The following is a 22,567-nucleotide window of genomic DNA, read 5'->3' on the forward strand; positions in this document are numbered from 1 at the left end:
GCTTTTAACTGTGTTTTAGAAATCTAATAGTGTGATGAAATTTTCTATGCCTACTACATGTATTAATAATGGTATACGAGGACCATTTGATTGATTCATAATGAGCTTATATATAATAGTGAATAATTGTTTTTGATTTTCTTTCATTATTTTTTTATTTTCATGATGACAAATCGCATATAATTGCTCCATTAAGTTAGAGTAATCTTTATTAGAACGAAGTATTTTACAAACTTCTACTAGCCATTCTTTCTGCCTTTCATCTAATGTGTAGTAAAACTCTGCATTTTTCTCCTCATTTACCGCGATTAATTTTTCAGATTGAAAGTTTCTTATCCAATACTCTGCGCGATTACTTATCGCTCTCATTTCATCTAATGCATAGCTCCTATCTATTTTCTTTAATATCCCCTGTAAAATAGTTGAATCAAAATTTAATAATGGTAACGTTCCTGCTACTTGATTAAATTTCGGATATTCTTTAATCTCACTATCAACTCTAGAGATTTTAATTGCATCAAATAAATCTTCATTTTTGAGCGTTTTATTTTCAGAACTATCTTTCAATCGCTCATACTCTGTATAATTACGAATCACATCTTCATCCAACCCAATATGAAAAGCAGCGCCTGGTTTGTATTTTGCAAACATAAAGAGAATTACTTCTGGTATATACACTTTCAATAAATTGCTTGGTGTAATACTATTCCCTGAAGAACTAGACATTTTTTCATGATTCCCTTTAATACCAATAAAATCGTAAGCAACGTAATGAGGCGCTTCTCGATTGAATATTTTCCTTGCAATTTCTTTTGATACATTATAACTACCCGTTTCTGATGAATGATCTCTACCGCCCGGTTCAAAAATAACATCCTCTATCATCCATCTCATCGGCCAATCGATTTTCCAGTTTAGTTTCATTTTATTTGTATTTAATACGGATAACTCTTTTTCATTTCCGCATTCACATTCATACCGGACTGTTTTTAATACTTCATCAAAATGTGTAATAGTTGTTGTATCTTTTCCGCATCTCTCACAATATAATGTAGCTGGATAAAAGCTCTCTCGCTTTTCTTCACTACACTCTCCAGTTTTAAAATCCATTAAAATATCATATATTTCTTTTCGTTTATACAAAGCCTCTAAAATATTTTCATTATACCTTCCACTTCTATATTCATCATGTTGATAAATAAATTCTACTTCAATTCCAAATGCTTGAAGCGATTTTTCAAACTCTTTTTCAAAATGCTCCGCATACGAGTTATGACATCCATACGGATCTGGAATATCACAGTATGGCATACCAATATACTTTGCAAAAGATGGATCAATATTTTTTGGAACTTTTCTAAACCTATCATAATCATCCCACGAAAATATAAAACGAGTCTTTTTCCCTAAATCTTGAAGTGCTCTTACTACGAAATAAGTCGTTACGATTTCACGAAAGTTCCCAATATGAACAGAACCTGACGGACTAATTCCAGATGCACAAACAAACATTTCTTTATTTGGATGTTTCCTAATTAATTCATGTGCTACTTCATACGCCCAATGCATATATTACTCACCTCAATTATTTTTTGTTTCTCATTTCCAGTTTTATGCAACAAAAAAACTCCCACCCCCAAGATTATTCATCTTGAGGACGAGAGTTGTTAGCTTCGCGGTACCACCTCAGTTTGTTAATATGTCACCATATTAACCTCTTCAGGTACGGCAAAATATGCTTATACCCTATCTCTATAACGGGAGAACCCGTCGCACCATCCCTAAATAAATTAGTTCCTTGCGCAGCTCCAAGTCTTTTTTCATTAAGATGTATACCGCTCTTTCTCAGCTACCAGAGCTCTCTGTACGTATTCTTTCTTAACTACTCTTCTCTTCTATGCCTTAAATATTAGTTTTTTAATATGATAATTTATAACACTTTTATTGTCAAACTTTTCCGAATCGAAATCGTAAAATTATCTAAAAAAATTCTTTATCGCTTCTAATTGAATTTTGTGGCTACACTCATCACAACAATATGCCCCTTTTGGTTTCTCTTTAAATCGCTTATATTTTTCACTACCTTCGTAAACACGAAATATATTCTTACAAGAAAAGCAAACAATCTCATAAAACATCATATGCATTTTCCTCTCCGTGTTTATAAACCTTTTAATCACTTGAGAAGATTAGTTTTCTAGAGCACAAATCATAATATCCTCTGACTAAAAGGTTTACCTCTATTCTTATCGAATTATATTAATATCTTATAACGCGAGGTGAACATCTTGTTCAGTAATATAGACTTAGTTTTAAATGTTAAAGCAAGTTTAGCTGAAGGACCATGTTGGAATGAAAAAAAGCAACTTTTATATTGGGTTGATATTATGGAGAGAAAATTATGCATATATAATCCTACTACCAATACGAACCGAGTAATCGCTCTCAATCAACAAATCGGCTGTGTTGTTCCATATTTAGAGGATGTACTACTCTTAGCTATGGAAAACGGCTTTTATTCTATTAATGTAAATACAGAAAAACTGACACATATTTTTGACCCCGAACCTCATTTAATAGAAAATCGTTTCAATGATGGAAAATGTGATCCAGCTGGTCGTTTCTGGGCAGGTACTACAGATACATACGGTATGAATGCTGCAGGTTCCTTATATTGTTTACATAATAATTTGAGTGTAGAGAAAAAAGTTTCACACGTAAATACTTCAAACGGAATCGCTTGGTCACCTGATCATACATACTTTTACTTTATAGATACACCTACTAAAAAAGTGGTTCGCTATCAATATAATATACGTACTGGAGACATTCATAATCCAAGTGATGTAATCATTTTCTCTGAAAATGATGGTCTACCTGATGGTATGACAATTGACGAAGAAGGTTGTTTATGGATTGCACATTGGGGAGGTTCAAAAATAACTAGATGGAATCCCTCTACTGGAGAACAAATATTAAGTATTCCAATTCCTGCGTTATATGTAACATCATGTACATTTGGTGGGCCTAACTTAACTGATTTATATGTTACAACAGCCAGAACAAGAATGACGGATGACGAATTAAAAGAGTATCCACATGCTGGTGGTATTTTTCGAATTCAAACAAATGTTAAAGGCTGCCCCACCTATTCATTTTGCAATAAAAATATTGGAGCTGAAACAAGATGAACCGTATCGATTACATAAGACAAGAAGAAAAGAACTATCACGATCTTTGCTATGAACAATATAAACTGTTTGAAGCTGGCTCTTGGCTTTTCAAACCAGTTAAAACGGTTATGGACTTGATGAACCACTTTGACGGACAAAACAACTTGCAAGTACTTGACCTTGGCTCTGGCGTCGGTAGAAATAGCATTCCAATTGCACAAAAAATAAAAAATGCTAGCGGCACGGTTACATGTGTTGATTTACTTGATTCCGCTTTAACAAAGCTACAAATTTATAGCAAAGAACATGATGTATTCGAGGTTATAAAAACAGAAGAAGCAGCAATTGAAAACTATCATATTAGACCTAATACTTATGACTATATCGTTGCAGTATCAAGTTTAGAGCATGTCAGATCAGAAGAAGATTTAACAAACGTGCTCCATTCTATGAAAAAAGGTACAAAAAACGGCGGTATTAATTGTTTAATTATTAACTCTAACATACAAGAAATTGATTCAATAACGCATGAAGAATTAGATGCTTTAATTGAAATTAATCTCTCCACTGAAGAAATGATACGCCTATTAAAAAGTATTTATAAAGGATGGAAAGAAGTAAAAGTTGAAATAAAAGAATTAGCTTATGATATTGTTCGAAATGAAAGACACATTCAATTAAAAACAAATGCCATTACATTTGTCGTTCAGAAATAATACTATAAAAAGTAAGGATATTTCCTCATATATTCATAGGAATACCCTTACCTTTTATTTTCATAAAATTATTTTGTTATTAGTTTTCGCATCATCTAAAATATACTTTTCATTCGAAATACTACTCAGCTATTAATTGAATTCATTAACTGGAAGAAATATTCTGCTTCATGAGTCTCATTCAATTTATACCATGAATGAAGTGTATCCGGCGCAAATACATCTAATTTTTTCAGTACTTCCATTGCAAATTCTAGAGGCGCTACACCCGATGCAGTAATAAGGTTTCTATTAGACGCTACAGGTCCCACTTCATAAAAATTTTCTCCTTTATAAGTAGGACAAACCATTTTCATATACTCTAAACTATTACTTGTGTGATTTATAGAATCCAAGTAACCGTAATTTGCAAGACCTATAGTTGCACCGCAAATTGCCGCTACAATTGTACCAAGTTTTAAAGCTTCACCAACTGTTTTCAAAATAGGTTTATGTATTTCTTCACTCCAAGTATTCCCTCCAGGTAAAATTAATAAATCGTTACTTTCAAGGATACATTCATCTAGGGAAATATCCGGCTTTATATTCAAGCCTCCCATTGAAATAATCGTTTCTCTATTTATTCCAACTGTGACTACTTTAAAAGACGCTACATCTTTTTTGAAATATCTTCCTGTATTAAGTTCAGCAATTAAATGTCCGTACTCCCAATCAGACATCGTGTCAAATACATATAGATAGGCTTTTCTTGTTTGCATTCAATAACACTCCATTCATATGCTACACTCTTAATTAAAACGAGTGTTCTTTTCAGTTTAACATTTTATGCAATATTTATGGTGTAAAATTCCAAATAAAAGAGCACTTGTTTCCGCAAGTGCTCTTTTCGGGGATTTTGAGATACCCTATTAACGAAAGTTAAGGTTACTTAAAGTTAAGAGGTATTTATACTATATGCTTGTCCTTTTTATTTGTGCATGATCAATATATAAACATCTTTAGAAATATTTAAAAACTTTTATTTATAGTTCCTTCTGGCATTTTATCATTAAGAAATTGATTGAAGGCTTATTTTCCATGTGCTTATTTGGTTCATCAATTTCGGAAACTTGTACTAGTCCATATTTATTAAAATCTCGTTTTATAGATTCAGAATTATAGAAGAACATTTTTACTCCTTCCATTATTTCGAAATAGTCTTTATCCAACTGTTTTCCCTTTCCAAACATTGGAGCTTTTTGAGAAACAGTTGTGAAAACTATATATCCACCTGGTTTTAGCTGATTATAACAATCTTTAATAAATTGCTCTCTCTCCTGCTTATTCAACAAATGTAGAAGTGCATGACTATATATACCATCATATGATTTGTTATCAAAAGGCATCTCATTTACCGAACCGTGATAGATACTAATATCTTCTAGTCCATGTTGCTTTGCTAAATCAATGGCTGTTTTTGAAATTTCAATACCTGTTACATTTATACCATTATCGATAAAAACCTTTGCATTTCTTCCATATCCAATACCCGGAACTAATATATTCTTAACGTTCTTTTCAAGGAAAAAATCTTTTGTAAAAATTGCAGATTCTGTAGGTTCAAATCCCCACATCGTTTGTTTTTCGATAAAACTTGATTCCCAAAATTCCATTATGTATCTATCTCCTTATTTTCAATCCATTTTTAGTATCACATTAAAAACTTATAAATTTTAACGCTGCGTCTACCTATGCCAAATTAGTTTTTTACCACATTCACTATAAGTCCATTGAATATAGCACAATTATAAGCCTATATCTATTATAATGATTGGTTTAAAATCTACCCTATTTTATTAATCCTTACGTTTGTAGAAAAATAAAAAAGCCAATACTTCCGTTATAGTATTGGCTTTTTCTCACGAGAAATTATCTTTTTATATTGTACCGATCTAATACTTTTTCTAACATTTCTAAAGTTATTGGTTGTGCTTCTTTTATTAATTGATAACCAATACGACCATTCGGTTCCGCTGTAACTTGCTGTAAACTCTTTACGTCATGAATCCCTTTTTCTCTTAATTGCATATAAAGTTGTTGTTCCGACATTTTTGCCTGCATCAAATTCTCTTTTACAATCTCTCCGTTTTCAACAATTATAATGCTACTTCCATTTAAAAATTGTTCCACCTTCCTTGATTTCAATTCAAAGAAATGAATGATAAGTAATATGCTTGCAAATATGATAGCCGCGAATATAGATGGGACTACTTTTCTACTTAATACAGGTTCTACAATAATACGGCCAATTGATACAACTATAATGATTTCAGCTCTTGTCATTTGGCTCACAGATGTACTACCTGTCATTTTCAAAACAATTATTCCAGTAAAAGTTAATATAATACTTTCCAAAATTATATTCATAACTACCCAATCCTTTAATGGTGTATTTTACTATCATTCCCATCAAAGGTGTGTTTTACTTACCTATTAAGTTGTTAAATCCTTCAGACCATGATGGAAATAAAGGTGTCCATCCATACTCTTTACGTGCCTTATTATTGGAAGCTCCTCTTTCCCAACTATTTTTCCCATCTTGAACTTTAGGCTGAGGTGCACCTATCGCTGCTGCATATATTGGTAACCATTCTTTACTAGTTGCTGGATAATTATCTACAATATTTACGATTCCTGAAGGCCAATTAAGAGCTAGCATAGTAGCTCTTGCAGCATCTTCAACATGTATAAACGAGCTTATCCCGTCTGATGCGATAATTTCATTATTACGAACTTGATTTGCTATTAATCCGTTTTCCGCATACCATGTTCCTGGTCCGTATAATGTGCCGTAACGAAGTATAACCGATTCAGGTAACTCAGTAACAGCTTTTTCTAATTTCAATATGCCATTAACAGTGACTTGCCGAGGCATAGAAGCAGTAATATGTAGTGAGTCTTTTTCAGTCGCAAATGTATCCCCTGGTTCATACGCCCATGAAATACTTTGAGCGATTATTTTCTGTACCCCTACATTTTTAGCGGCATCGACAAGGTTACGAGTGCCTTTTGTTCTAATTTTTACATTATTCTCAAAATCCCATGAAGATAATGACGTTAATTGATGAATAACTACATCGGGATTTGTTTCTTCTAATACAGAAAATACAGCCTTTCTATTAAATACATCAGCTATTACTGGTATAGCACCAACCTTTTTCATTACTTCTACTTGCGAAGTATTGCGGATCATCGCAAAAACTATATGCCCATTTTTTATTAACATTGGCAATAAAGAACGTCCTATTACACCAGTTGCACCTGCTACAAATATTTTCATATATGTTCCTCCTCATTTAGTAATCATAAATGTGACGAAACATTTGTAAGGTATGTGACAAATATTTGCTTATTTTTTTCGTTATTCATATGAAACATATACTTTTAATGGTTTAATTATCCCTAAACTCAATTCATCAAAGCATTCTATGAGTGAAGTATAATGTATTTCATGTTGAAAGATCTCTTCTATAAATGGTGTTTTTCCTATTTCTTTAAAAAACCAATCTGCATGCTTTTGATAATCGTATCCGTCACTTGATCCAATGATTTGCAATTCTTTCTGATAAAAGTTACCAATTAATGTTAGTTCTTCTATATTACCATCAGACAGTATACATATTTCACCATTAGTTTTAAGAGCTTTTTGCAAAGTATGGAACCCACTATTTGTAGCAGAACATTCGAAACCATAATTATAAGTTTCTATTATTTTCTCTTCTGAATCATATATGTTTTTCACACCAAAATTCTTTGCAAAATCTTTTCTATTTTTATTCGGCTCAACAACATCCACGTGCTCAACGCCTACATAGTATTTTAAGAAATAACAAGCGAGTAAACCAATAACTCCCATTCCAGTTATAAGTACTTTTTCATCCTGTCGCGGGTTTAGTTTCAATACTCCTTTAGCGGCATCACACGAAAGAATAGATAATAAAGCAACTTTAGGTTGTATAGAACTAGGCACTCGAATTACTTTATAACCCTTAACTATCCCTATCGTTTCATGTCCATAAAAAGAAACTACTTTATCGCCTACGTTTACATGTGTTACTTTATTACCAACTTGAATCACTTCACCATAACTTTCATATCCAGTTTTTCTTGGATAAAAAGGATTCGTATCTGTAACATCGGATCCATTATACTGTGGTAACTCGGCCCCAATGCTTATCGCTCCTGCGATTGTTTTAACGATAATTTCATCGTCCTGTATGTCCTTAATTTCATTTGTTTCCCACTCAAGTTGTTTAGGCCCTTTTACAATTAACTTATATTGTTCCATTTATATCCTCTCTTTTTATAAAGATGTTATAAGTAATATTGTTATCCATCTATATTTCGACTAAATTTATTTACCTAATAGATAATAAATTACCCTTGCCCACGTTTATACCTTTAATGCTCCTGTACATTTCTGTTCAGCGTCTAATACTTTAAAATTACTATTCTGATAACATTTTAAGAAAAGTTGTTGCCGCCCAAATGAAATACGCAAGTTGTGTCACGATATACATCGTAATTTCAAAACCTGTAAGCTTTCTTTCCCTTTTTATTTTCTTTAAATATCTATAAAAACAAAATGAACATAAAATCAGTAAAACAATAGACATTTGATATAGATTTTCCACTAAAAGAACTGCCATTTATTTCATCACCTTTCCAATAAAGTGAAACTTTAATCAGTGGGGGTTTTGTTCATCCTTCACTGATTATCAGCCCTCACCAGTCGGGATTTAACGGGATAAAAAATATATAGTTCAAGCATATCATTTTAACGGAACGAATTACCACAATTTTCAAATTGAATAAACTTCCTAAGTAAAAGAAGTAACTTTTTGGAAATGTTTCAATACAATATTATGTAATTCAATACTCACTATATAATATTAGATTAGGTTTTCTTTTACTGTACATGCTTAGGAGGAAGTTTTACATGCAATTGATTCATAACATACAAAAAACGTTTAATAACCTATGTAACTACGATACGGTCAATTTAATACACGCTATTCAATCATTAAATATTTCACTTCATAAAATATCTCCTTTTATTACTTCACCAGTTAATCTTGAATACGGAAGGAACGTTATCTATCAGTCTGAATTTGTAGAGATTTTAGTATTAAAATTCCCCAGCAAAGCAAAGACTTTTGTGCACGATCACGGAATATCTGTAGGATGTATACTAATAGTCAATGGTACGCTACAAAATATAACGTACGAAAATAATAGCGAGCGGATTGAAGAGTTTACAGAGGGAAATATTTTCACAGTAAAAAAAGATACTGTGCATAAAATGTATAACGCTACAGATTCAACAGCAATAACATTTCACGTATATTCCCCACCATTAAAAGATGTACAAATATATGAGTAGCCTTTAAAAGGAGGAAATATGCAAAATTTGAAGGATTACTATATAAAGAGCTTACAAGATGGTCGTAACGTTTGGCTCTATGGACAAAAAGTAGATGTAACTACAGACAAACATTTTGCAGGTACATTAAGTACCATTTCTAATTTATTTACATTGTTTGATGACCCCATACGAAGAGATTCTATTGGATATGTGAGCCCAAAAACGAAAGGATTTGTTCATACTGCATTTTTAGTTCCGAATTCCTATAATGAATTATTAATGAGAAGAACTGCATTTGAAACGTGGAGTTATGCTACAGACGGTGTAATGAGTAGATTATCTGATTATGCAAGATCGAGACTTACTGGCTGGTACGTATCAAGATATTTTTATAAAAAATTCGATGCACAGTTTCCAGATAAAATTACATCTTATTATGAAAAAGCGAGAGATAATCACTTGTTCTTAAGTGTAGTTCAACGTGACCCACAAATAAATCGTTCTACAGAATCAATATTGAATGCAAAAAATTTAGGGTTACTAAGAGTTACGAAGGAAACTTCTGATGGAATTTATTTAAATGGTGCAAAAATGGTAGGTACTGCTTCTCCTTATTCAAATGATTTATTAATCTATCCATTAGCAAAACTGACTGATACTCAAAAAGATTTAGCTCACTTTCTCATTGTGGCAGCCAATTCCCCTGGATTACATATGGTTTGTAGAGAACCATTTGCGAATGCAAACTCAAGTACAGTTGATTCCCCTCTTAGCTCACAGTACGATGAAATGGATGCGCTATTAATCTTTGATAATGTATTTGTACCATGGGAACGAGTCTTACTATATAACAACCCTGAAGCATTATGGAAATTAAAGTCAGATATAGCTTCTAGTAGTTTAGCTTATCATCAAGCAATTGTACGATTAGTAGTAAAACTAGAATTTATAACTGCAATTGCTTGTGAAATTGCTGAAGCGATCGGTGCTACTACTTATTTGCATGTTCAAGAGAAGCTTGGGGAATTAATTATGCAAATCGAAACAATTCGCGCACTTTTAATTGCTGCTGAAGTTGAAGGTACTACAAATGAAACGAAAACTTATTTGCCGAATTTTAAATATATCGAAACTGCAAGGAATCTTGGTTCCAAATATTATCCCCGTGCAATAGAAATTTTACAATTAATTGGAGCAGGTGGGTTCATTCAAATTCCATCGAGCTCAAATGACTTCCAGAGTCCTATAGCTGATTTATTGAAAAAGTACTTTAAAGGAACTAATATAGATGCCGAACAACGCACAAAATTATTTAAGTTAGCCTGGGATATCATCGGAAGCCCCTTAGGATCTAGACACGAATTGTATGAAAGATTTTATGCTGGAGATCCAATACGAAATACAGCTATGCAATATGTAAATTATGATAAAAATCACTTTAAAAAGATGATAAGTAAATATTTACATTGATAAAAAAGAGCACTCTTTGCTAAGAGTGCTCTTAAAAAATATATAATTATCCAATTACATATATAATTGCTCCGGCCACAACTGCTATTTTTCTCCGTAATGGTTTCATCTTATTCACTTTTATTTTTATAATTCAGCTTTATTACTTCTGGTATATACTTCCTATCATATTTTCTCGTATAGATTTCTCCATCAGGAGTAACTAATTGTAAAACAATCTCACCACAAACCCCATCTAGTATTTCAAATTCACCTTGTGCATTTGAAATACTGTGTTCCTTACTTTCAATTGAATCTTCATATATTTTCACATTAAATATAGGTTCGTTATTTTGATCTACGATAATACCTCTTGAATACTTAGCAACTGCTATGCATTGATCCTCTTTTTTATAATATGTAATCACAACAATTGCACCTGCCACTATAGCGCTACATACAAACAAGAGAATGATTTTGCGCCTCACAACGAACCTCCTAATTCAAATTATTCTTTTCTAAACTGAAAATTAAACTGTCTTAATTGCTTGATTTCCTCAATTACTTTACGAATACCTTCTTCAATCTTATCTTCTTTTACATTCGAAACATTTAACTTTAACAGTTTTTCTTTAGGAAAATTCCTCATATAATTCTTATCAATAGTATCGACACTTATTTGCATGTCACCTAATTTTTGTATAAGTGTGTCTGTAACTGTGTTTTTCTGCATTTCTAAACAAGTGTGTATTCCAAATGTGTTTTGTCTATTATATGTAAATAATGATGGATTTTCATTTTGCATTTTTTCTAATGTTTTTGCTAGTTTTATCGATCTATTGTAGTAGGAAGAATTAATTTTACTTTTATGACGTTCAAACATACCGCTCTTTATATAAATTTCTAAAGCCGCTTGAGAAATCATCGGACTATCAATATCTAGTATCTTTTTGTATGTATAGAAAGCATTTGCAATGGATGGTGGAATGACCGCAACTCCAACCCGTAAACCAGGAAAAATAATCTTCGAATAACTTTTCAAATATATGACATGACTACAATTATCCAAGCTATATAACGGATCTGCTTTTGAATCAGTTTCTAAATCTGCTAAATAATCATCTTCCACTATAAATACATTGTATTTCTTAGCCAATAGTGCGATTTTTTCTTTCTCCTCTTTAGAATAAGACGTTCCAAGCGGATGATGATATCTCGGTATCGTATAGAAAAATTTTATTTTTCCAGTTTGAAATAATTGCTCCAATTCATTCAAATCGATACCTTCATTCGTACGTTTAATACCGATTACAGGAACTTTATTTATTTCTAGATAATCAATATATAGATGATATGTTGGCTGTTCAATTAATACAGTTTCATTTCCATTCGGAAATGGTATAGAAGTTAATATAGCAAGCGCCTGCTGCACACCTGACGTTATAAAAATATTTTCTTCTTTTGTAAAGACTTGATAATTTGCTAGTTGTTTTTGAATAACTGGTATTAAAGATGGTAACCCTTTCGGCGTTCCATATACAAACAAATCATTTTTATACGTATCAATAGCCTTATTAATACAATGTTGAAAATCTAAATACGGAAAAACATCTGGATCTGGTGCTGAGGAAGCAAAATCAATTATCTCGTTATTTTCTATCGTACTCCCTGATTTCTTAACAACGTAGTATCCACTTTGAGGGACAGAATATATAATGTGACGCTTTTCTAATTCATGAAGAGCACGTATAACTGTTGCCTTATTACATTCATATTGTGTAACGAGTGACCGTATAGACGGTAATTTCTTTCCTTCTCTTATTTCTCCATTTTGAATCATATTTTCTATGTCGTTTAAAATATTTAAATACTTATACATCTTACACCTCCTTCAGTAATTCCATATTTAATTATATCGATTTTTCATTCATATAGCATTCATTCCTCAATTAGTTAATTTTCCGATCATCTATATCGTAAATCCCAATAGCATATGAATCATTTTCAATCCATTTCTTTACTGCTTCTGTTTTAAGTACACCTTCAACTTCTTTTTCTATTTTCTGTCCAAGTTCTCTCACCCCTACTTCATCATCGCTAATCTTAGTTTTTATATCAATGGTAACAGGTTGATTCTTTATATAATTTATTTGCTGAATACCAAACCCTTCATTTCCATTTTTTCTGAATACGTCATCAAATATCTGTCCAAAAACTAACTCCCATCTATGTTCTGCATTTACAATCTCCTTGTTTCTTTGAGATATATTTACTTTATAGGACATAACGCCTTGAATTTGCAATCTTTTATTAATTTCTTTTTTTATTTCGTTAGCATTTTCGCTATCAGCAATCTCTAAATCTACTATTCTTGCTTTTTCATCTCTTATAGCAGCACTAAAAAAAGATTCCTCCTTTACAGCTGCTGTAGCAATATCCATCACTATAGAATCTTCACTTTTAGCATCTTCAATGTCATTCTCACAGGCACATAATAAAGCAAGTGGAAATAAAAATACTAGTAACTTCTTTCCCTTTCTCATGTAGCACCCCTCCATATATTTTCATTTACGATAAACTTTTTACTTTGACATATAAATACCTTCTTTAATTATTAAATTTAACATTTTTTCACATTTCCCCCACTTAACAAGGGAATTACAATTAATAAATAGAATATCTCCATGAATAAATAAAAAGTGAGGGATATATAATGCAACGTGTAAATACGATTGATATTAGTAATGTACTACAATTGGAAAAAACTCTTTCGACTTTATTAAATAAAATGATTTCTTCAAAGTTAGACCTTGAAAATTGGTTAAAAGAGCAGTCAAAAGTTATTTGGGACATCGAAGAACAATTAAGATCACATTACATCGCCTTTCAATGTAATACGGATGATGAAGAAATAAAGGATACTTTTGAACATGATCAACAATTTGTAAAGCCACTTTTAAAGCGGTACCAAAATTTATTGGATAATAAATATTTAGAGTCACCTTTTCGAATGGAATTAGATTCTAACGTGTATGGTTTATTAGATACAAAAATAAAAAATGCTCAAAAGTTATTTTGTGAGGAAAATATCGAATTAGAAATAAAGGAAGACAAATTAATCACAGAGTACTTTGAAATCACTGGAGGATTAAGTGGAATTTGGGACGGAGAAGAAAAAACGATAACAGAATTACAATCCTATTTACAAGATTCGAATCGTGACACCCGTAAAAAGGCAAAAACCATTATTTCTGAACAATTTTTATCTGTTGAAAAAGAACTCCAAAACATATTAAATCAATTAATTGAAATTCGCCATCAAAAAGCAAAAAATATTCAACTAGAGAATTATCGCGATTATATGTTCAAAAAATACGAGCGTTTTGACTATTCAGCGAAAGATTGCTATGAACTAGCTGAATCCATACGTAAGTATGTTGTGCCTCTTAAAGATAAAATATTGTTAGAGAAACAAGAAAAACTGCAAGTGGATACGCTTCGCCCATGGGATGTATCAGCTGTAACTCCAGATCAAAAAGTACTTAAACCTATTGCGAATGAAAATGATTTAATTGAAAAGAGCACTCATATCTTTAATAAACTAGATGTTGAATTTTCAGCACTTTTAAACCAAATGTATAAACACAATTGTCTCGATTTAACAAGCCGCAAAGGAAAAGCAGCTGGTGGCTTTTGTGAGTACTTACCAGCTTCACAATTATCTTATATTTTTATGAACTTAAATTATACACAAGATGATATTGTCACTTTTATACATGAAATGGGTCATAGTATTCATAACGAACTCATAAAACCATTAAAATTACGACAGTATATAGAAATTCCAGCTGAAACAGCTGAACTAGCCAGTATGACAATGGAGTTATTCTCGCTTAATTATTGGGATACCTTCTATACAGACAAAAAAGATTTAAAACAAGCAAAAATTAACTTCTTTAAAGATGTTATTTCATATTTACCTGTTATGCTTATTGTCGATCAATTTCAACACTGGCTGTATGAAAATCCAAGTCATACTTCTGAAGAAAGAAATGAAAAATACTTACAACTTCAAAAACATTATCAGTCTAGCGTCATACATATTGATGGCTACGAAAACTGGATAGCAACGAGTTGGTTACCTGTACTCCATATTTTTGAAGTACCATTTTATTATATTGAATATGCGATCGCCCAACTTGGTGCATTACAAATGTATAAACAATATAAAGAGGATCCTAAGCAAGCGCTAGAAAATTATAAAAAGGCATTATCACTAGGAAGCTCGCAATCTATAAAAGAAGTGTATGATGCAGCCGGTATTCGTTTTGATTTTTCTGGTGAAACAATTAAAGAACTAATGCTATTTGTAGAAAAAGAATTAGAATTACTTGAGCAATTATAAGAAGAAAGCTGCACCTATATTTTTGGTGTAGCTTTCTTCTTTATTTTATTAATCAGCTCTATGTACTGAGTATCTCCATATCCGATTGTTGGAAAAAGATAAAACAACTTTATTAATAATTCACGAGTTGATAAATCTTTATTTTTAGAGATGAATTTCATTACTGCATTATCTTCTGTTAACATTTCTAAAAATAAGTCTATAGCCTGATACATTACAGGTGGTACCTTATGAGAGGTCTTTTTATGGTTTACTAATACTTCATTGTATATAGAAGAATAATTCCCCAATTCAAGTTCAATTTGATTTACTTTAAATTCATCCTCTCTAAAGCTATTTAAGTATACCTTCCCTTCATAAGCAGACTGTTCAAGGTGAGAAAGTATGGTAAGTAGGTTCATTTGGCAAAACATATCTTCACCAAACCATAGAACAATACATTTATACTTTTTCGTAAAAAGGTTTTCTAACGGATCTATGACCTTTTTTATATAACTTTCTACTGAACTGTTATGTCCTTTCGCTCTTGTTTTAATAAACTCTTCATTAAAAACTTGAGTAGTAGCCGAGTTCACACACATTGCCTCATTAAATGGTGCATAATCAGAATCACCCATTAGCTTTTCGTTTTTAAATTCTTCATACATAACTTGACCATTTAATATGTTAAGTACCTCTTTATCAAATAGCTCACTCTTCCTATCTCGTAACTGTTCAACCTCTATTTTTCTAGAAATATTCATTTTAAACACCCCTTCTTTATTTAAATTTAGTTTAACAAATGATTGAATAGGCATTTTGTTAAGTTGGTATTCTCTTGGATTCATTCCAAAAACATTTTTGAAAGCTCTACTATAAGCCTCTTGGGAAGAGTAATCGTAATCCAACGCTACCTCAATTATCTTCCTACCATTCTTTAAATCTTCTGTAGATAAATACAACCTTCTAAGAAGAATATAACGTCTAATACTGAAACCCGTTACTTGATGAAATTTAAAAGAGCAATAATAAGGAGAATACCCCATGTAACGAGATAATTCATCTAATGAAAATCTCTTTTTTAAATTGCTCTCAATCCAATTAATCATCTGCTGTATATGTTCATTCATTTCCTTCACTCCTTATTTAAAAGTATAGGAGAAGTGCGTTTCTTTCTTTTGATATTTCTTGTGTTTTATAACATGAGCCTTTCTCTAAAGTCTTTATAATCTATATATAAGTATTAATTTTATATTTTTTCATCTATCTTATTTTGTCATACCTTCTATTCATTTTTCAATTTAGCGTTAATGAGTATGTTGGCAACACCTTACTAATTATTAAAGGTCAATTTACATCATATTTCATTTTAAAGGATTTCAAAAATTAAGGTTTGGAAAGGACGTTTCAATGAACAAGCTAGAAAAAGAAATACTTCAATTCATAAATGAACAGTATCCGTTGAATTTTATTAACATTAAGCCAATAACAAATGAGATGTATGAATGCCTTACAGAACAAGGTACATACTTCAGTAGAATTACAAACTACAAAACATATGAAGAACAGATAGAAGAAGTTATATATACGAATTTTTTATATCAAAATGGTTTAGGTGTTCCACCAATGATCCCTTCATTACAAGGGAATTTTGTAGAAAAATTCACATTAGACAAGGAGATTTTTGCTGTATTATATAAAGCTGCTCCTGGTATACATTTACCAAGGTCTGAATGGAATTCTAATATATTTAAAAAACTTGGTAAACAAATTGGAAAATTACATCGTATATCTAAAAGCTTTGAAAAGATTAAACCAGTAAAACATATAAACGATTGGTATGAAAATGAAGAATATAATTTTCTTAAATATATCCCTAAAGAAGAAAATACAATAAGAGAAATTGCATCTGACGTTTTAACTTCCATAAAAGAGCTACCAAAATCCCCTTCAAATTACGGCTTAATACACGGAGATTTATGGTTAGAAAACATTTTAGTCGAAAATAATTCAAACTTAACAATGATAGATTTTCAAGACTGCGAAAAACATTTTTACATATTCGATTTAGCCGTTCCTATTTATAGTGCGATAGAATATTCATTTGCTGGAAATGGGAATATCGTAGACTATGAGTATTCTATTACAAAAGCACTATTTGAAGGCTACCAAGAGGAAAATGAGCTACCAAAAGAGATGAAAGACAAGTTTCCGTTATTTATTAAATTAAAGGAGATTTTTGAATATAGCTTAATGCATATGTATTGGGATAAAGAAGAATTAACGGAGGAACAAGTACGGATTATGAACCTTTATAGGATGAAGATCGAAAATAAGAATACCTATATCAATATTTAAGAATGCTGTTGTTTAACTGCAAGGAAACTTTGGTTAAACAACAGCATTTATTAATTAGCTGACAACCTTTTTTATGACTTATAAATACTGATTCAATAATCTTCTCAAATACACTTCATTTTGCGGTGATACTTTTTCAGAAAATCTAGCTGCAATAATAATAGGAGCCCATTGAAAAACTTCATCTCTTGATATGCCGGTACGACTGCAATATATATGTAAATACATCTCAGCTAATTCTACCGAAGATTGTGAGTACAACAAGTATGTTCGAAATACATCTGCGCGAATATCACCTGAACTAGCATCTACCCAATCTATAACTTTCACTTTCTCTTCCTTACTCAAAATCAAATTAAATGGATGAAAATCTCCATGACATAGCCTAAAATCAAATGTAATAAAATCTAATTTTTGTAATATCCCCTTCTTTTTGCGTTCATCCAATTTATGCACAGATTTAATTTGACGCTCTAACCTTTCCCTCATTAACTCCATTTCATCTGTATTCACATGTATAGCATGAATCTTTTTTTGCTCATTAACACAAAGGCCGATATAACGCTCTGCCTCATTTAAATTATTAAGCAGAAGATCACCAATGTTGTCCCCTTTTACATGTTCCATAATAATTGCCTGTCTATTTTGTATCTTTGTCACTTCAAATACGTTTGGAACTGGCAGCCCGCATGTATAGGCATATTTTTGTTTTTTTTGCTTCATTCATAGACTCTGTATCTGGGAGGTAATCTTTAAATAAATTTCTGCAGTATTCCCTTTTGCAATTGGATTACCTAGATTCACTTCATTTCTCTCCTTAAAATAAATTTGAATAACGCTTAATCCTTTTCTTTGCATTCACTCTAATCATAACGAAAACCTTCTTCACGAAGATATAAAAAACTTACCACTTTCTATCCTTAAATAGAAAGTGGCAAGTTTAGTTCTTTAGGAATATTGGAATGAAACTCTGGTGTATACACAATAGAAAATGAATATCCCTGCTCAATAAATGATACTTCATTATGTTTACATTCAAAGGGAACATTATTTATCTTAAAGTTATTATGGATTCGCTGTAAAAATGCGACGTCTGGTGTTCCGAAAGAAACGTGTACTTTCGGTGATAGAGCTTTCATCGCGATTGGAATCCAAGGTCGCTGCCACCAAGTCGCGACGATATATGCAGTGCCACCTATAACAAAGTTAAAAATATCCCCATCTTCCATCGTTTTCATATTTAGATTTGATTTTAACCATTCCGTAAAAACAGGTACACTCTTAACGGGAAGACCGATTTCCCTTACGTATAAAATGTTTAAAGGTGAATATGGTACTAATACATCTTCTTTAACATAACTATGCGCAATAATTTCGAGTAGATTTCCATCTCCGTCTTTAAAGTATAAATTGAATAGACCATTCTCTTCACCAATTACATTTCCATTTTGCCATTTCACAATGAGTAATCCAGAGTCGTTTAACCACCTCGCTGTTTCATGGAATTTTGAATATGGGATTTCAAAAGCAAAATGTGCAGGTGCGATTGGTTCATACACTTCTTGAAAACTAATTGTTGTATAAGGTGTTACTTCAAATTGAATGAAGGATGCTGTTTCTTTTTTTATTGGAAAAGATAATATGTCCTTATAAACTTGTTTTACCCCTTCTATGGAAACCGTTTGTAGTTTTATATCTGATATATGTGTAATCACTTTACATTCCCCCTCATTTCTTATTATCTATTCGTATTGTATTACACTTATAAATAGATAAAATCAAACGGAAGGATGGATTTTTCATATAGAAACTACAACTTTAGTATGATTATGTTAGCTCCAATTATTTTTTATTTCCGCTATAACAATTTCTGGTTTATCCCAGTGCAACATGTGTGTAGTATCAGGAATTACTTTTACTATACTGTCCGTTTTCTCTTTAAAAACATTTGCTGTCTTATCTCTATAATCCGCCCAAACTTGTGGGACTGTAGCTCGAAGTAATACAATATTAGCCAGTAGCTTCTCATATATATCTATTGTTTCATCTTTATGCATACCTCTTATTATATTACTAGCTGTATTTCCCCTGGCATGCCACCATACTTTATTATCCATTTCGATCCCTAGATCCTTTACAGCAACTTCTAACAATGAAGACCACCTAGTATAAGCTGCTTTTTCACTTTTGAAAAATTCGTCCCAATTATTAAAAACGTATTCATCAAAGTCCTTTTCATAATAAGCAATTTCTTCTTCCAACGTTTCTTCTTTAAGCCTTTTTGTTTGATATCCACCATTAATAAGAATACTTCCTTGTACTTTTTCTGGATGATTTAACAAATAAAATAACGCTACAAAACTTCCCCATGAATGTGATAGAAAATAGAAGTATTCGATTCTCAATTCATTTATTATTTCATTTAACCAATTTGCTAAATTGTGCATCTCATAATCTTCTGTTCTTTCAAATGGGGGTGTTTTACCATGTCCAGGTGCATCAACGGAGATAAATCTATACTCTTCTTTTAATTCCTCAGCAATTTCTATAAAACTTAAACTCGTACTACCTAATCCATGTAAACAAAAGATAACGGGCTTCTCATTATTCCCCCATTCAGTAATATGTACATTTATTTTTTCATTGCTAATATAGTAACGTTTCAAAACATTTATCCTCCATATTTTGATTTTTTAATTTACACTTTATTTATTTCTATTATTTTCAAGTATTTCCTGTATTCTTTTCCACACAAAAAGCTGCTTTTCTTTAAATGAAAAGCAGCTTTTACACTAAAATACATTATAATTTAACAGCAATAATCATAAATCTTTTTGAATTAGTACGAATCCCTTTTTCAGAACTATACGTATCAATGAACTTTTGTAAAATAGTAAAATCCTCTTCCTGTTCTCCAAATCTAGGAATAATAGGGGTATGTTTTAATAAGAAAATGAGATCTTCAGACCTACTGTAATAATCAGTAACATCATATTCACGTACTTGCACGAGATCAAATCCTGCACTAATAAGTTCATTCATATACTTTTCTTTTAAAGTACCATCCCGTTCACCTAAGCATTGTCCTCTACCAAATGCTTCTTTCAGGTTTAATTTATCATTCTCACTTACTTGTTGTGTTAAGAAAAAGGCATCCTTTTTCATTACTTTCGCTAACTCAGATGCCAGAAACGGGGCATGACAACTTGAAGCAATATCAAAATGTGCATGTGGAAATGTTAAAGCTTCAGAACCCATTTGAAGAAACTCAACATTTTGTACACCTGATTTTTTCAAGTTAGAATGTGCCGTTGCAATCATGCCGTTAGAATTATCAATTCCAATTAGCAATTTAGCCGAAGATGCTATGCAAAGTACATTTTCTCCTCCGCCTGTACCAACATCAAGTAGAGTGTCTGATGGTTTACATCTTTCTTTCACTTCTCCATAAAAGTCCCATATATCTCCTACAGTTTCACATTTTATTTTACTAAAATCCCATCCATTTAATCTTCCTACTTTATCATAAAAGCTTTTGTACTCTAAATCATTCATTTTATTACTTCCCCTTTGTTACTATGCATGAAATATTTAATCCTGCAGCCTCCCGAATTAGACTCATAGTTTATATTTTCGTAAATCTCTTTTTATATCCGGTACAAATCTTTCAGTTTCAAACAACTACTTCCTTTGAGCAATACATAATTTCATCTATCCCACCTCAATTAAAAGATTATATCTACGATAACATCATCTAAGTATGTATATTATAAAATACAAATTATTGAAATAGCAACTTTCTGTTTTTTAATTTACATAATAAATTTACAGTAAACTCCTATTAATATATTCTAAATGTTTCCTTCCCCAACCACACATACTATCCAAAACTACACTTACCGTTTTTCCATGCTCAGTTAAGCTATACTCCACTTTAGGTGGTATTTCTTGATAAATTTCGCGTTCTATTAGTCGATCTAACTCTAATTCTCTAAGTTGCTTCGCTAATGTGCCCTGAGATATGTCTGGTATTAATCGCTTTAATTCACCAAATCGTTTCGTTCCATCTGTTAGCAAAATAAATAAAATGAGTGGCTTCCATTTTCCACCGATTATTTGTAATGTCGCTATTACCCCTTTTAACTTTGGTTCTTGTAAATCCATTTTTCTCACCTCTCTCCTCAAATCATAAATGATAATGAATAATTTTTCATATTATTTATCCGTACGACAAGCGATTAGTACGAAATTTGCGACTAAGTACAAATAAAGTGCGTACTTTTCAATACTCTTATTTTAAAGAATAATAAAAGCAGCACAGATTTATTTTAATTTTATATTAAGGGAGAGGCTTAATCATGTCTTTTACTTCATTAAAAGATAAACAAATCATTATTATTGGCGGGAGTTCTGGTATTGGATTAGCAACAGCAAAACAAGCAATCGAACAAGGAGCACATGTGATTATTGCAGGACGATCTGAAGAAAAACTAAAGAATGCTCGAGAAGTAATAAATAACAATCATCTTCAAACTTATGTAATCGATAATCAGGATACAAACCAATTACAAGATTTCTTCAAAAAGGTTGGGAATTTTGATCATTTGTTCACACCAGGAGCTTCTTACACACTTGGACCAATAACTGCTACAAATGATATTGCTGAAAGCAGCTTTAGCGGAAAGTTTTGGCCACAATATTATGCCGTAAAATATGCAATTCCTTTTCTTTCAAACTCTGGATCGATCGTGTTAATGTCCGGTGCATTTAGTCAAAGACCACTTAAGGGTGCACCTGCTTACGGAGCTTGTAATGGTGCTATTGAAAGTTTAGGGAAAGCTTTAGCTGTTGAATTAGCTCCTATAAGAGTTAATGTTGTTTCTCCTGGAACAATACGGAGGGAACACGAACAAAACGAAAATAGACTAACTGCTTATGAAGCTTATAAATCTCTTTCTCTTGTAAAAAGGCCTGGGCATAATGATGAAATTGCACATACTGTTCTATATTTAATGCAAAATAGTTTTACTACAGGCAATGTATTGTTTCCTGATGGAGGATACACATACCATTAAAATATTTA

23 protein-coding genes, 1 pseudogene and 1 other annotated feature are annotated in these 22,567 nt (G+C 31.7%); of the genes and pseudogenes, 7 read left to right on the forward strand and 17 right to left on the reverse strand.

Features of this window, described 5'->3' with window-relative positions:
- Window positions 1-15: 15 nt before the first annotated feature.
- Complete coding sequence (lysS, locus tag MRP26_RS16730; protein ID WP_242806404.1) at window positions 16-1,569, reverse strand: lysine--tRNA ligase; 1,554 nt, start codon at window positions 1,567-1,569, stop codon at window positions 16-18.
- Between the two features lie 81 nt (window positions 1,570-1,650).
- Window positions 1,651-1,907: a binding site (T-box leader), on the reverse strand.
- A gap of 69 nt (window positions 1,908-1,976) precedes the next feature.
- Window positions 1,977-2,147 carry a DUF2197 domain-containing protein gene (locus tag MRP26_RS16735; RefSeq protein ID WP_000551042.1) on the reverse strand — a complete coding sequence of 57 codons (171 nt, stop codon included), beginning with the start codon at window positions 2,145-2,147 and terminating at the stop codon, window positions 1,977-1,979.
- A gap of 141 nt (window positions 2,148-2,288) precedes the next feature.
- On the opposite strand from MRP26_RS16735, the gene MRP26_RS16740 reads away from it, so the two are divergent.
- Window positions 2,289-3,191 carry an SMP-30/gluconolactonase/LRE family protein gene (locus tag MRP26_RS16740; RefSeq protein WP_242806406.1) on the forward strand — a complete coding sequence of 301 codons (903 nt, stop codon included), beginning with the start codon at window positions 2,289-2,291 and terminating at the stop codon, window positions 3,189-3,191.
- Window positions 3,188-3,889 carry a class I SAM-dependent methyltransferase gene (locus tag MRP26_RS16745; RefSeq protein ID WP_242806408.1) on the forward strand — a complete coding sequence of 234 codons (702 nt, stop codon included), beginning with the start codon at window positions 3,188-3,190 and terminating at the stop codon, window positions 3,887-3,889. The genes MRP26_RS16740 and MRP26_RS16745 overlap by 4 nt, the downstream gene beginning before the upstream one ends.
- 125 nt (window positions 3,890-4,014) lie before the next feature.
- On the opposite strand, the gene MRP26_RS16750 is transcribed toward MRP26_RS16745, so the two are convergent.
- The 6 genes from MRP26_RS16750 to MRP26_RS16775 form a co-directional block, all read right to left on the reverse strand.
- On the reverse strand, window positions 4,015-4,647 hold the full coding sequence (locus tag MRP26_RS16750; protein WP_098678495.1) for a type 1 glutamine amidotransferase family protein: 633 nt from the start codon (window positions 4,645-4,647) through the stop codon (window positions 4,015-4,017).
- Between the two features lie 264 nt (window positions 4,648-4,911).
- Window positions 4,912-5,541, reverse strand: a complete 630-nt coding sequence (locus MRP26_RS16755; protein ID WP_098678496.1) for a class I SAM-dependent methyltransferase — start codon at window positions 5,539-5,541, stop codon at window positions 4,912-4,914.
- Window positions 5,542-5,797: 256 nt separating this feature from the next.
- Entirely contained in the window at window positions 5,798-6,295 is a 498-nt protein-coding gene (locus MRP26_RS16760; protein WP_001021415.1) for a DUF421 domain-containing protein, read from the reverse strand.
- A gap of 55 nt (window positions 6,296-6,350) precedes the next feature.
- Window positions 6,351-7,208, reverse strand: a complete 858-nt coding sequence (locus MRP26_RS16765; RefSeq protein ID WP_242806410.1) for an NAD-dependent epimerase/dehydratase family protein — start codon at window positions 7,206-7,208, stop codon at window positions 6,351-6,353.
- 81 nt (window positions 7,209-7,289) lie between these two features.
- Complete coding sequence (locus MRP26_RS16770) at window positions 7,290-8,216, reverse strand: zinc-dependent alcohol dehydrogenase (RefSeq protein ID WP_197242438.1); 927 nt, start codon at window positions 8,214-8,216, stop codon at window positions 7,290-7,292.
- Window positions 8,217-8,376: 160 nt separating this feature from the next.
- The gene (locus MRP26_RS16775; protein WP_000279697.1) at window positions 8,377-8,577 is read right to left on the reverse strand and encodes a hypothetical protein; all 201 of its coding nucleotides are present in this window, start codon (window positions 8,575-8,577) and stop codon (window positions 8,377-8,379) included.
- 290 nt (window positions 8,578-8,867) lie between these two features.
- On the opposite strand from MRP26_RS16775, the gene MRP26_RS16780 reads away from it, so the two are divergent.
- Both MRP26_RS16780 and MRP26_RS16785 read left to right on the forward strand, forming a co-directional pair.
- Complete coding sequence (locus tag MRP26_RS16780; RefSeq protein WP_001176002.1) at window positions 8,868-9,311, forward strand: cysteine dioxygenase; 444 nt, start codon at window positions 8,868-8,870, stop codon at window positions 9,309-9,311.
- An 18-nt stretch (window positions 9,312-9,329) separates the two neighbouring features.
- Complete coding sequence (locus tag MRP26_RS16785; RefSeq protein WP_065483737.1) at window positions 9,330-10,763, forward strand: 4-hydroxyphenylacetate 3-hydroxylase family protein; 1,434 nt, start codon at window positions 9,330-9,332, stop codon at window positions 10,761-10,763.
- A gap of 110 nt (window positions 10,764-10,873) precedes the next feature.
- Here MRP26_RS16785 and MRP26_RS16790 read toward each other — a convergent pair whose 3' ends face one another.
- The 3 genes from MRP26_RS16790 to MRP26_RS16800 form a co-directional block, all read right to left on the reverse strand.
- Window positions 10,874-11,230, reverse strand: a complete 357-nt coding sequence (locus MRP26_RS16790) for a hypothetical protein (RefSeq protein WP_001253115.1) — start codon at window positions 11,228-11,230, stop codon at window positions 10,874-10,876.
- A 20-nt stretch (window positions 11,231-11,250) separates the two neighbouring features.
- Window positions 11,251-12,621: an aminotransferase-like domain-containing protein gene (locus tag MRP26_RS16795; protein WP_075720093.1), complete on the reverse strand. Its 1,371-nt coding sequence runs from the start codon at window positions 12,619-12,621 to the stop codon at window positions 11,251-11,253.
- 70 nt (window positions 12,622-12,691) lie between these two features.
- Window positions 12,692-13,285, reverse strand: coding sequence for a DUF4030 domain-containing protein (locus tag MRP26_RS16800; protein WP_075720094.1), 594 nt, complete (start codon window positions 13,283-13,285; stop codon window positions 12,692-12,694).
- A gap of 170 nt (window positions 13,286-13,455) precedes the next feature.
- Here MRP26_RS16800 and MRP26_RS16805 point away from each other — a divergent pair, with 170 nt between their 5' ends.
- A complete protein-coding gene (locus MRP26_RS16805; RefSeq protein WP_242806412.1) occupies window positions 13,456-15,147 on the forward strand; it encodes a M3 family oligoendopeptidase in 1,692 nt (563 codons plus the stop codon).
- Between the two features lie 14 nt (window positions 15,148-15,161).
- On the opposite strand, the gene MRP26_RS16810 is transcribed toward MRP26_RS16805, so the two are convergent.
- Entirely contained in the window at window positions 15,162-16,256 is a 1,095-nt protein-coding gene (locus MRP26_RS16810) for a helix-turn-helix domain-containing protein (RefSeq protein ID WP_089171067.1), read from the reverse strand.
- A gap of 280 nt (window positions 16,257-16,536) precedes the next feature.
- Between MRP26_RS16810 and MRP26_RS16815 the strand changes: the two genes are divergently transcribed.
- Complete coding sequence (locus MRP26_RS16815) at window positions 16,537-17,484, forward strand: phosphotransferase enzyme family protein (RefSeq protein WP_242806414.1); 948 nt, start codon at window positions 16,537-16,539, stop codon at window positions 17,482-17,484.
- A 78-nt stretch (window positions 17,485-17,562) separates the two neighbouring features.
- Here MRP26_RS16815 and MRP26_RS16820 read toward each other — a convergent pair.
- The 5 genes and pseudogenes from MRP26_RS16820 to MRP26_RS16840 all read right to left on the reverse strand — a co-directional run bounded on the left by MRP26_RS16820 (window position 17,563) and on the right by MRP26_RS16840 (window position 21,657).
- Window positions 17,563-18,288: pseudogene (locus MRP26_RS16820) on the reverse strand (aminoglycoside phosphotransferase family protein).
- Window positions 18,289-18,404: 116 nt separating this feature from the next.
- Window positions 18,405-19,199 (reverse strand): VOC family protein, encoded by a 795-nt coding sequence (locus MRP26_RS16825; protein ID WP_053564428.1) that lies wholly within the window; start codon window positions 19,197-19,199, stop codon window positions 18,405-18,407.
- Between the two features lie 117 nt (window positions 19,200-19,316).
- Entirely contained in the window at window positions 19,317-20,150 is an 834-nt protein-coding gene (locus tag MRP26_RS16830; RefSeq protein ID WP_242806416.1) for an alpha/beta fold hydrolase, read from the reverse strand.
- Window positions 20,151-20,286: 136 nt separating this feature from the next.
- Window positions 20,287-21,039, reverse strand: a complete 753-nt coding sequence (locus MRP26_RS16835; RefSeq protein WP_078401762.1) for a class I SAM-dependent methyltransferase — start codon at window positions 21,037-21,039, stop codon at window positions 20,287-20,289.
- A gap of 270 nt (window positions 21,040-21,309) precedes the next feature.
- Window positions 21,310-21,657, reverse strand: a complete 348-nt coding sequence (locus MRP26_RS16840) for a winged helix-turn-helix transcriptional regulator (protein ID WP_140155519.1) — start codon at window positions 21,655-21,657, stop codon at window positions 21,310-21,312.
- Window positions 21,658-21,842: 185 nt separating this feature from the next.
- Between MRP26_RS16840 and MRP26_RS16845 the strand changes: the two genes are divergently transcribed.
- Window positions 21,843-22,559: an SDR family oxidoreductase gene (locus MRP26_RS16845; RefSeq protein ID WP_078401764.1), complete on the forward strand. Its 717-nt coding sequence runs from the start codon at window positions 21,843-21,845 to the stop codon at window positions 22,557-22,559.
- The last annotated feature ends 8 nt before the right edge of the window (window positions 22,560-22,567 follow it).

This window comes from Bacillus sp. CCB-MMP212, assembly GCF_022748145.1.
Lineage (GTDB): Bacteria > Bacillota > Bacilli > Bacillales > Bacillaceae_G > Bacillus_A > Bacillus_A cereus.

What these genes read in the sequence shown, in the direction of transcription:
- MRP26_RS16755 (WP_098678496.1), bottom strand. Translation starts at nt 5,541, where the DNA reads ATGGAATTTTGGGAATCAAGTTTTATCGAAAAACAAACGATGTGGGGA.
- MRP26_RS16775 (WP_000279697.1), bottom strand. Translation starts at nt 8,577, where the DNA reads ATGGCAGTTCTTTTAGTGGAAAATCTATATCAAATGTCTATTGTTTTA.
- MRP26_RS16745 (WP_242806408.1), top strand. Translation starts at nt 3,188, where the DNA reads ATGAACCGTATCGATTACATAAGACAAGAAGAAAAGAACTATCACGAT.
- MRP26_RS16785 (WP_065483737.1), top strand. Translation starts at nt 9,330, where the DNA reads ATGCAAAATTTGAAGGATTACTATATAAAGAGCTTACAAGATGGTCGT.
- MRP26_RS16845 (WP_078401764.1), top strand. Translation starts at nt 21,843, where the DNA reads ATGTCTTTTACTTCATTAAAAGATAAACAAATCATTATTATTGGCGGG.
- MRP26_RS16805 (WP_242806412.1), top strand. Translation starts at nt 13,456, where the DNA reads ATGCAACGTGTAAATACGATTGATATTAGTAATGTACTACAATTGGAA.
- MRP26_RS16800 (WP_075720094.1), bottom strand. Translation starts at nt 13,285, where the DNA reads ATGAGAAAGGGAAAGAAGTTACTAGTATTTTTATTTCCACTTGCTTTA.
- lysS (WP_242806404.1), bottom strand. Translation starts at nt 1,569, where the DNA reads ATGCATTGGGCGTATGAAGTAGCACATGAATTAATTAGGAAACATCCA.
- MRP26_RS16810 (WP_089171067.1), bottom strand. Translation starts at nt 16,256, where the DNA reads ATGAATGAACATATACAGCAGATGATTAATTGGATTGAGAGCAATTTA.
- MRP26_RS16770 (WP_197242438.1), bottom strand. Translation starts at nt 8,216, where the DNA reads ATGGAACAATATAAGTTAATTGTAAAAGGGCCTAAACAACTTGAGTGG.
- MRP26_RS16815 (WP_242806414.1), top strand. Translation starts at nt 16,537, where the DNA reads ATGAACAAGCTAGAAAAAGAAATACTTCAATTCATAAATGAACAGTAT.
- MRP26_RS16750 (WP_098678495.1), bottom strand. Translation starts at nt 4,647, where the DNA reads ATGCAAACAAGAAAAGCCTATCTATATGTATTTGACACGATGTCTGAT.
- MRP26_RS16760 (WP_001021415.1), bottom strand. Translation starts at nt 6,295, where the DNA reads ATGAATATAATTTTGGAAAGTATTATATTAACTTTTACTGGAATAATT.
- MRP26_RS16735 (WP_000551042.1), bottom strand. Translation starts at nt 2,147, where the DNA reads ATGCATATGATGTTTTATGAGATTGTTTGCTTTTCTTGTAAGAATATA.
- MRP26_RS16780 (WP_001176002.1), top strand. Translation starts at nt 8,868, where the DNA reads ATGCAATTGATTCATAACATACAAAAAACGTTTAATAACCTATGTAAC.
- MRP26_RS16795 (WP_075720093.1), bottom strand. Translation starts at nt 12,621, where the DNA reads ATGTATAAGTATTTAAATATTTTAAACGACATAGAAAATATGATTCAA.
- MRP26_RS16835 (WP_078401762.1), bottom strand. Translation starts at nt 21,039, where the DNA reads ATGAATGATTTAGAGTACAAAAGCTTTTATGATAAAGTAGGAAGATTA.
- MRP26_RS16765 (WP_242806410.1), bottom strand. Translation starts at nt 7,208, where the DNA reads ATGAAAATATTTGTAGCAGGTGCAACTGGTGTAATAGGACGTTCTTTA.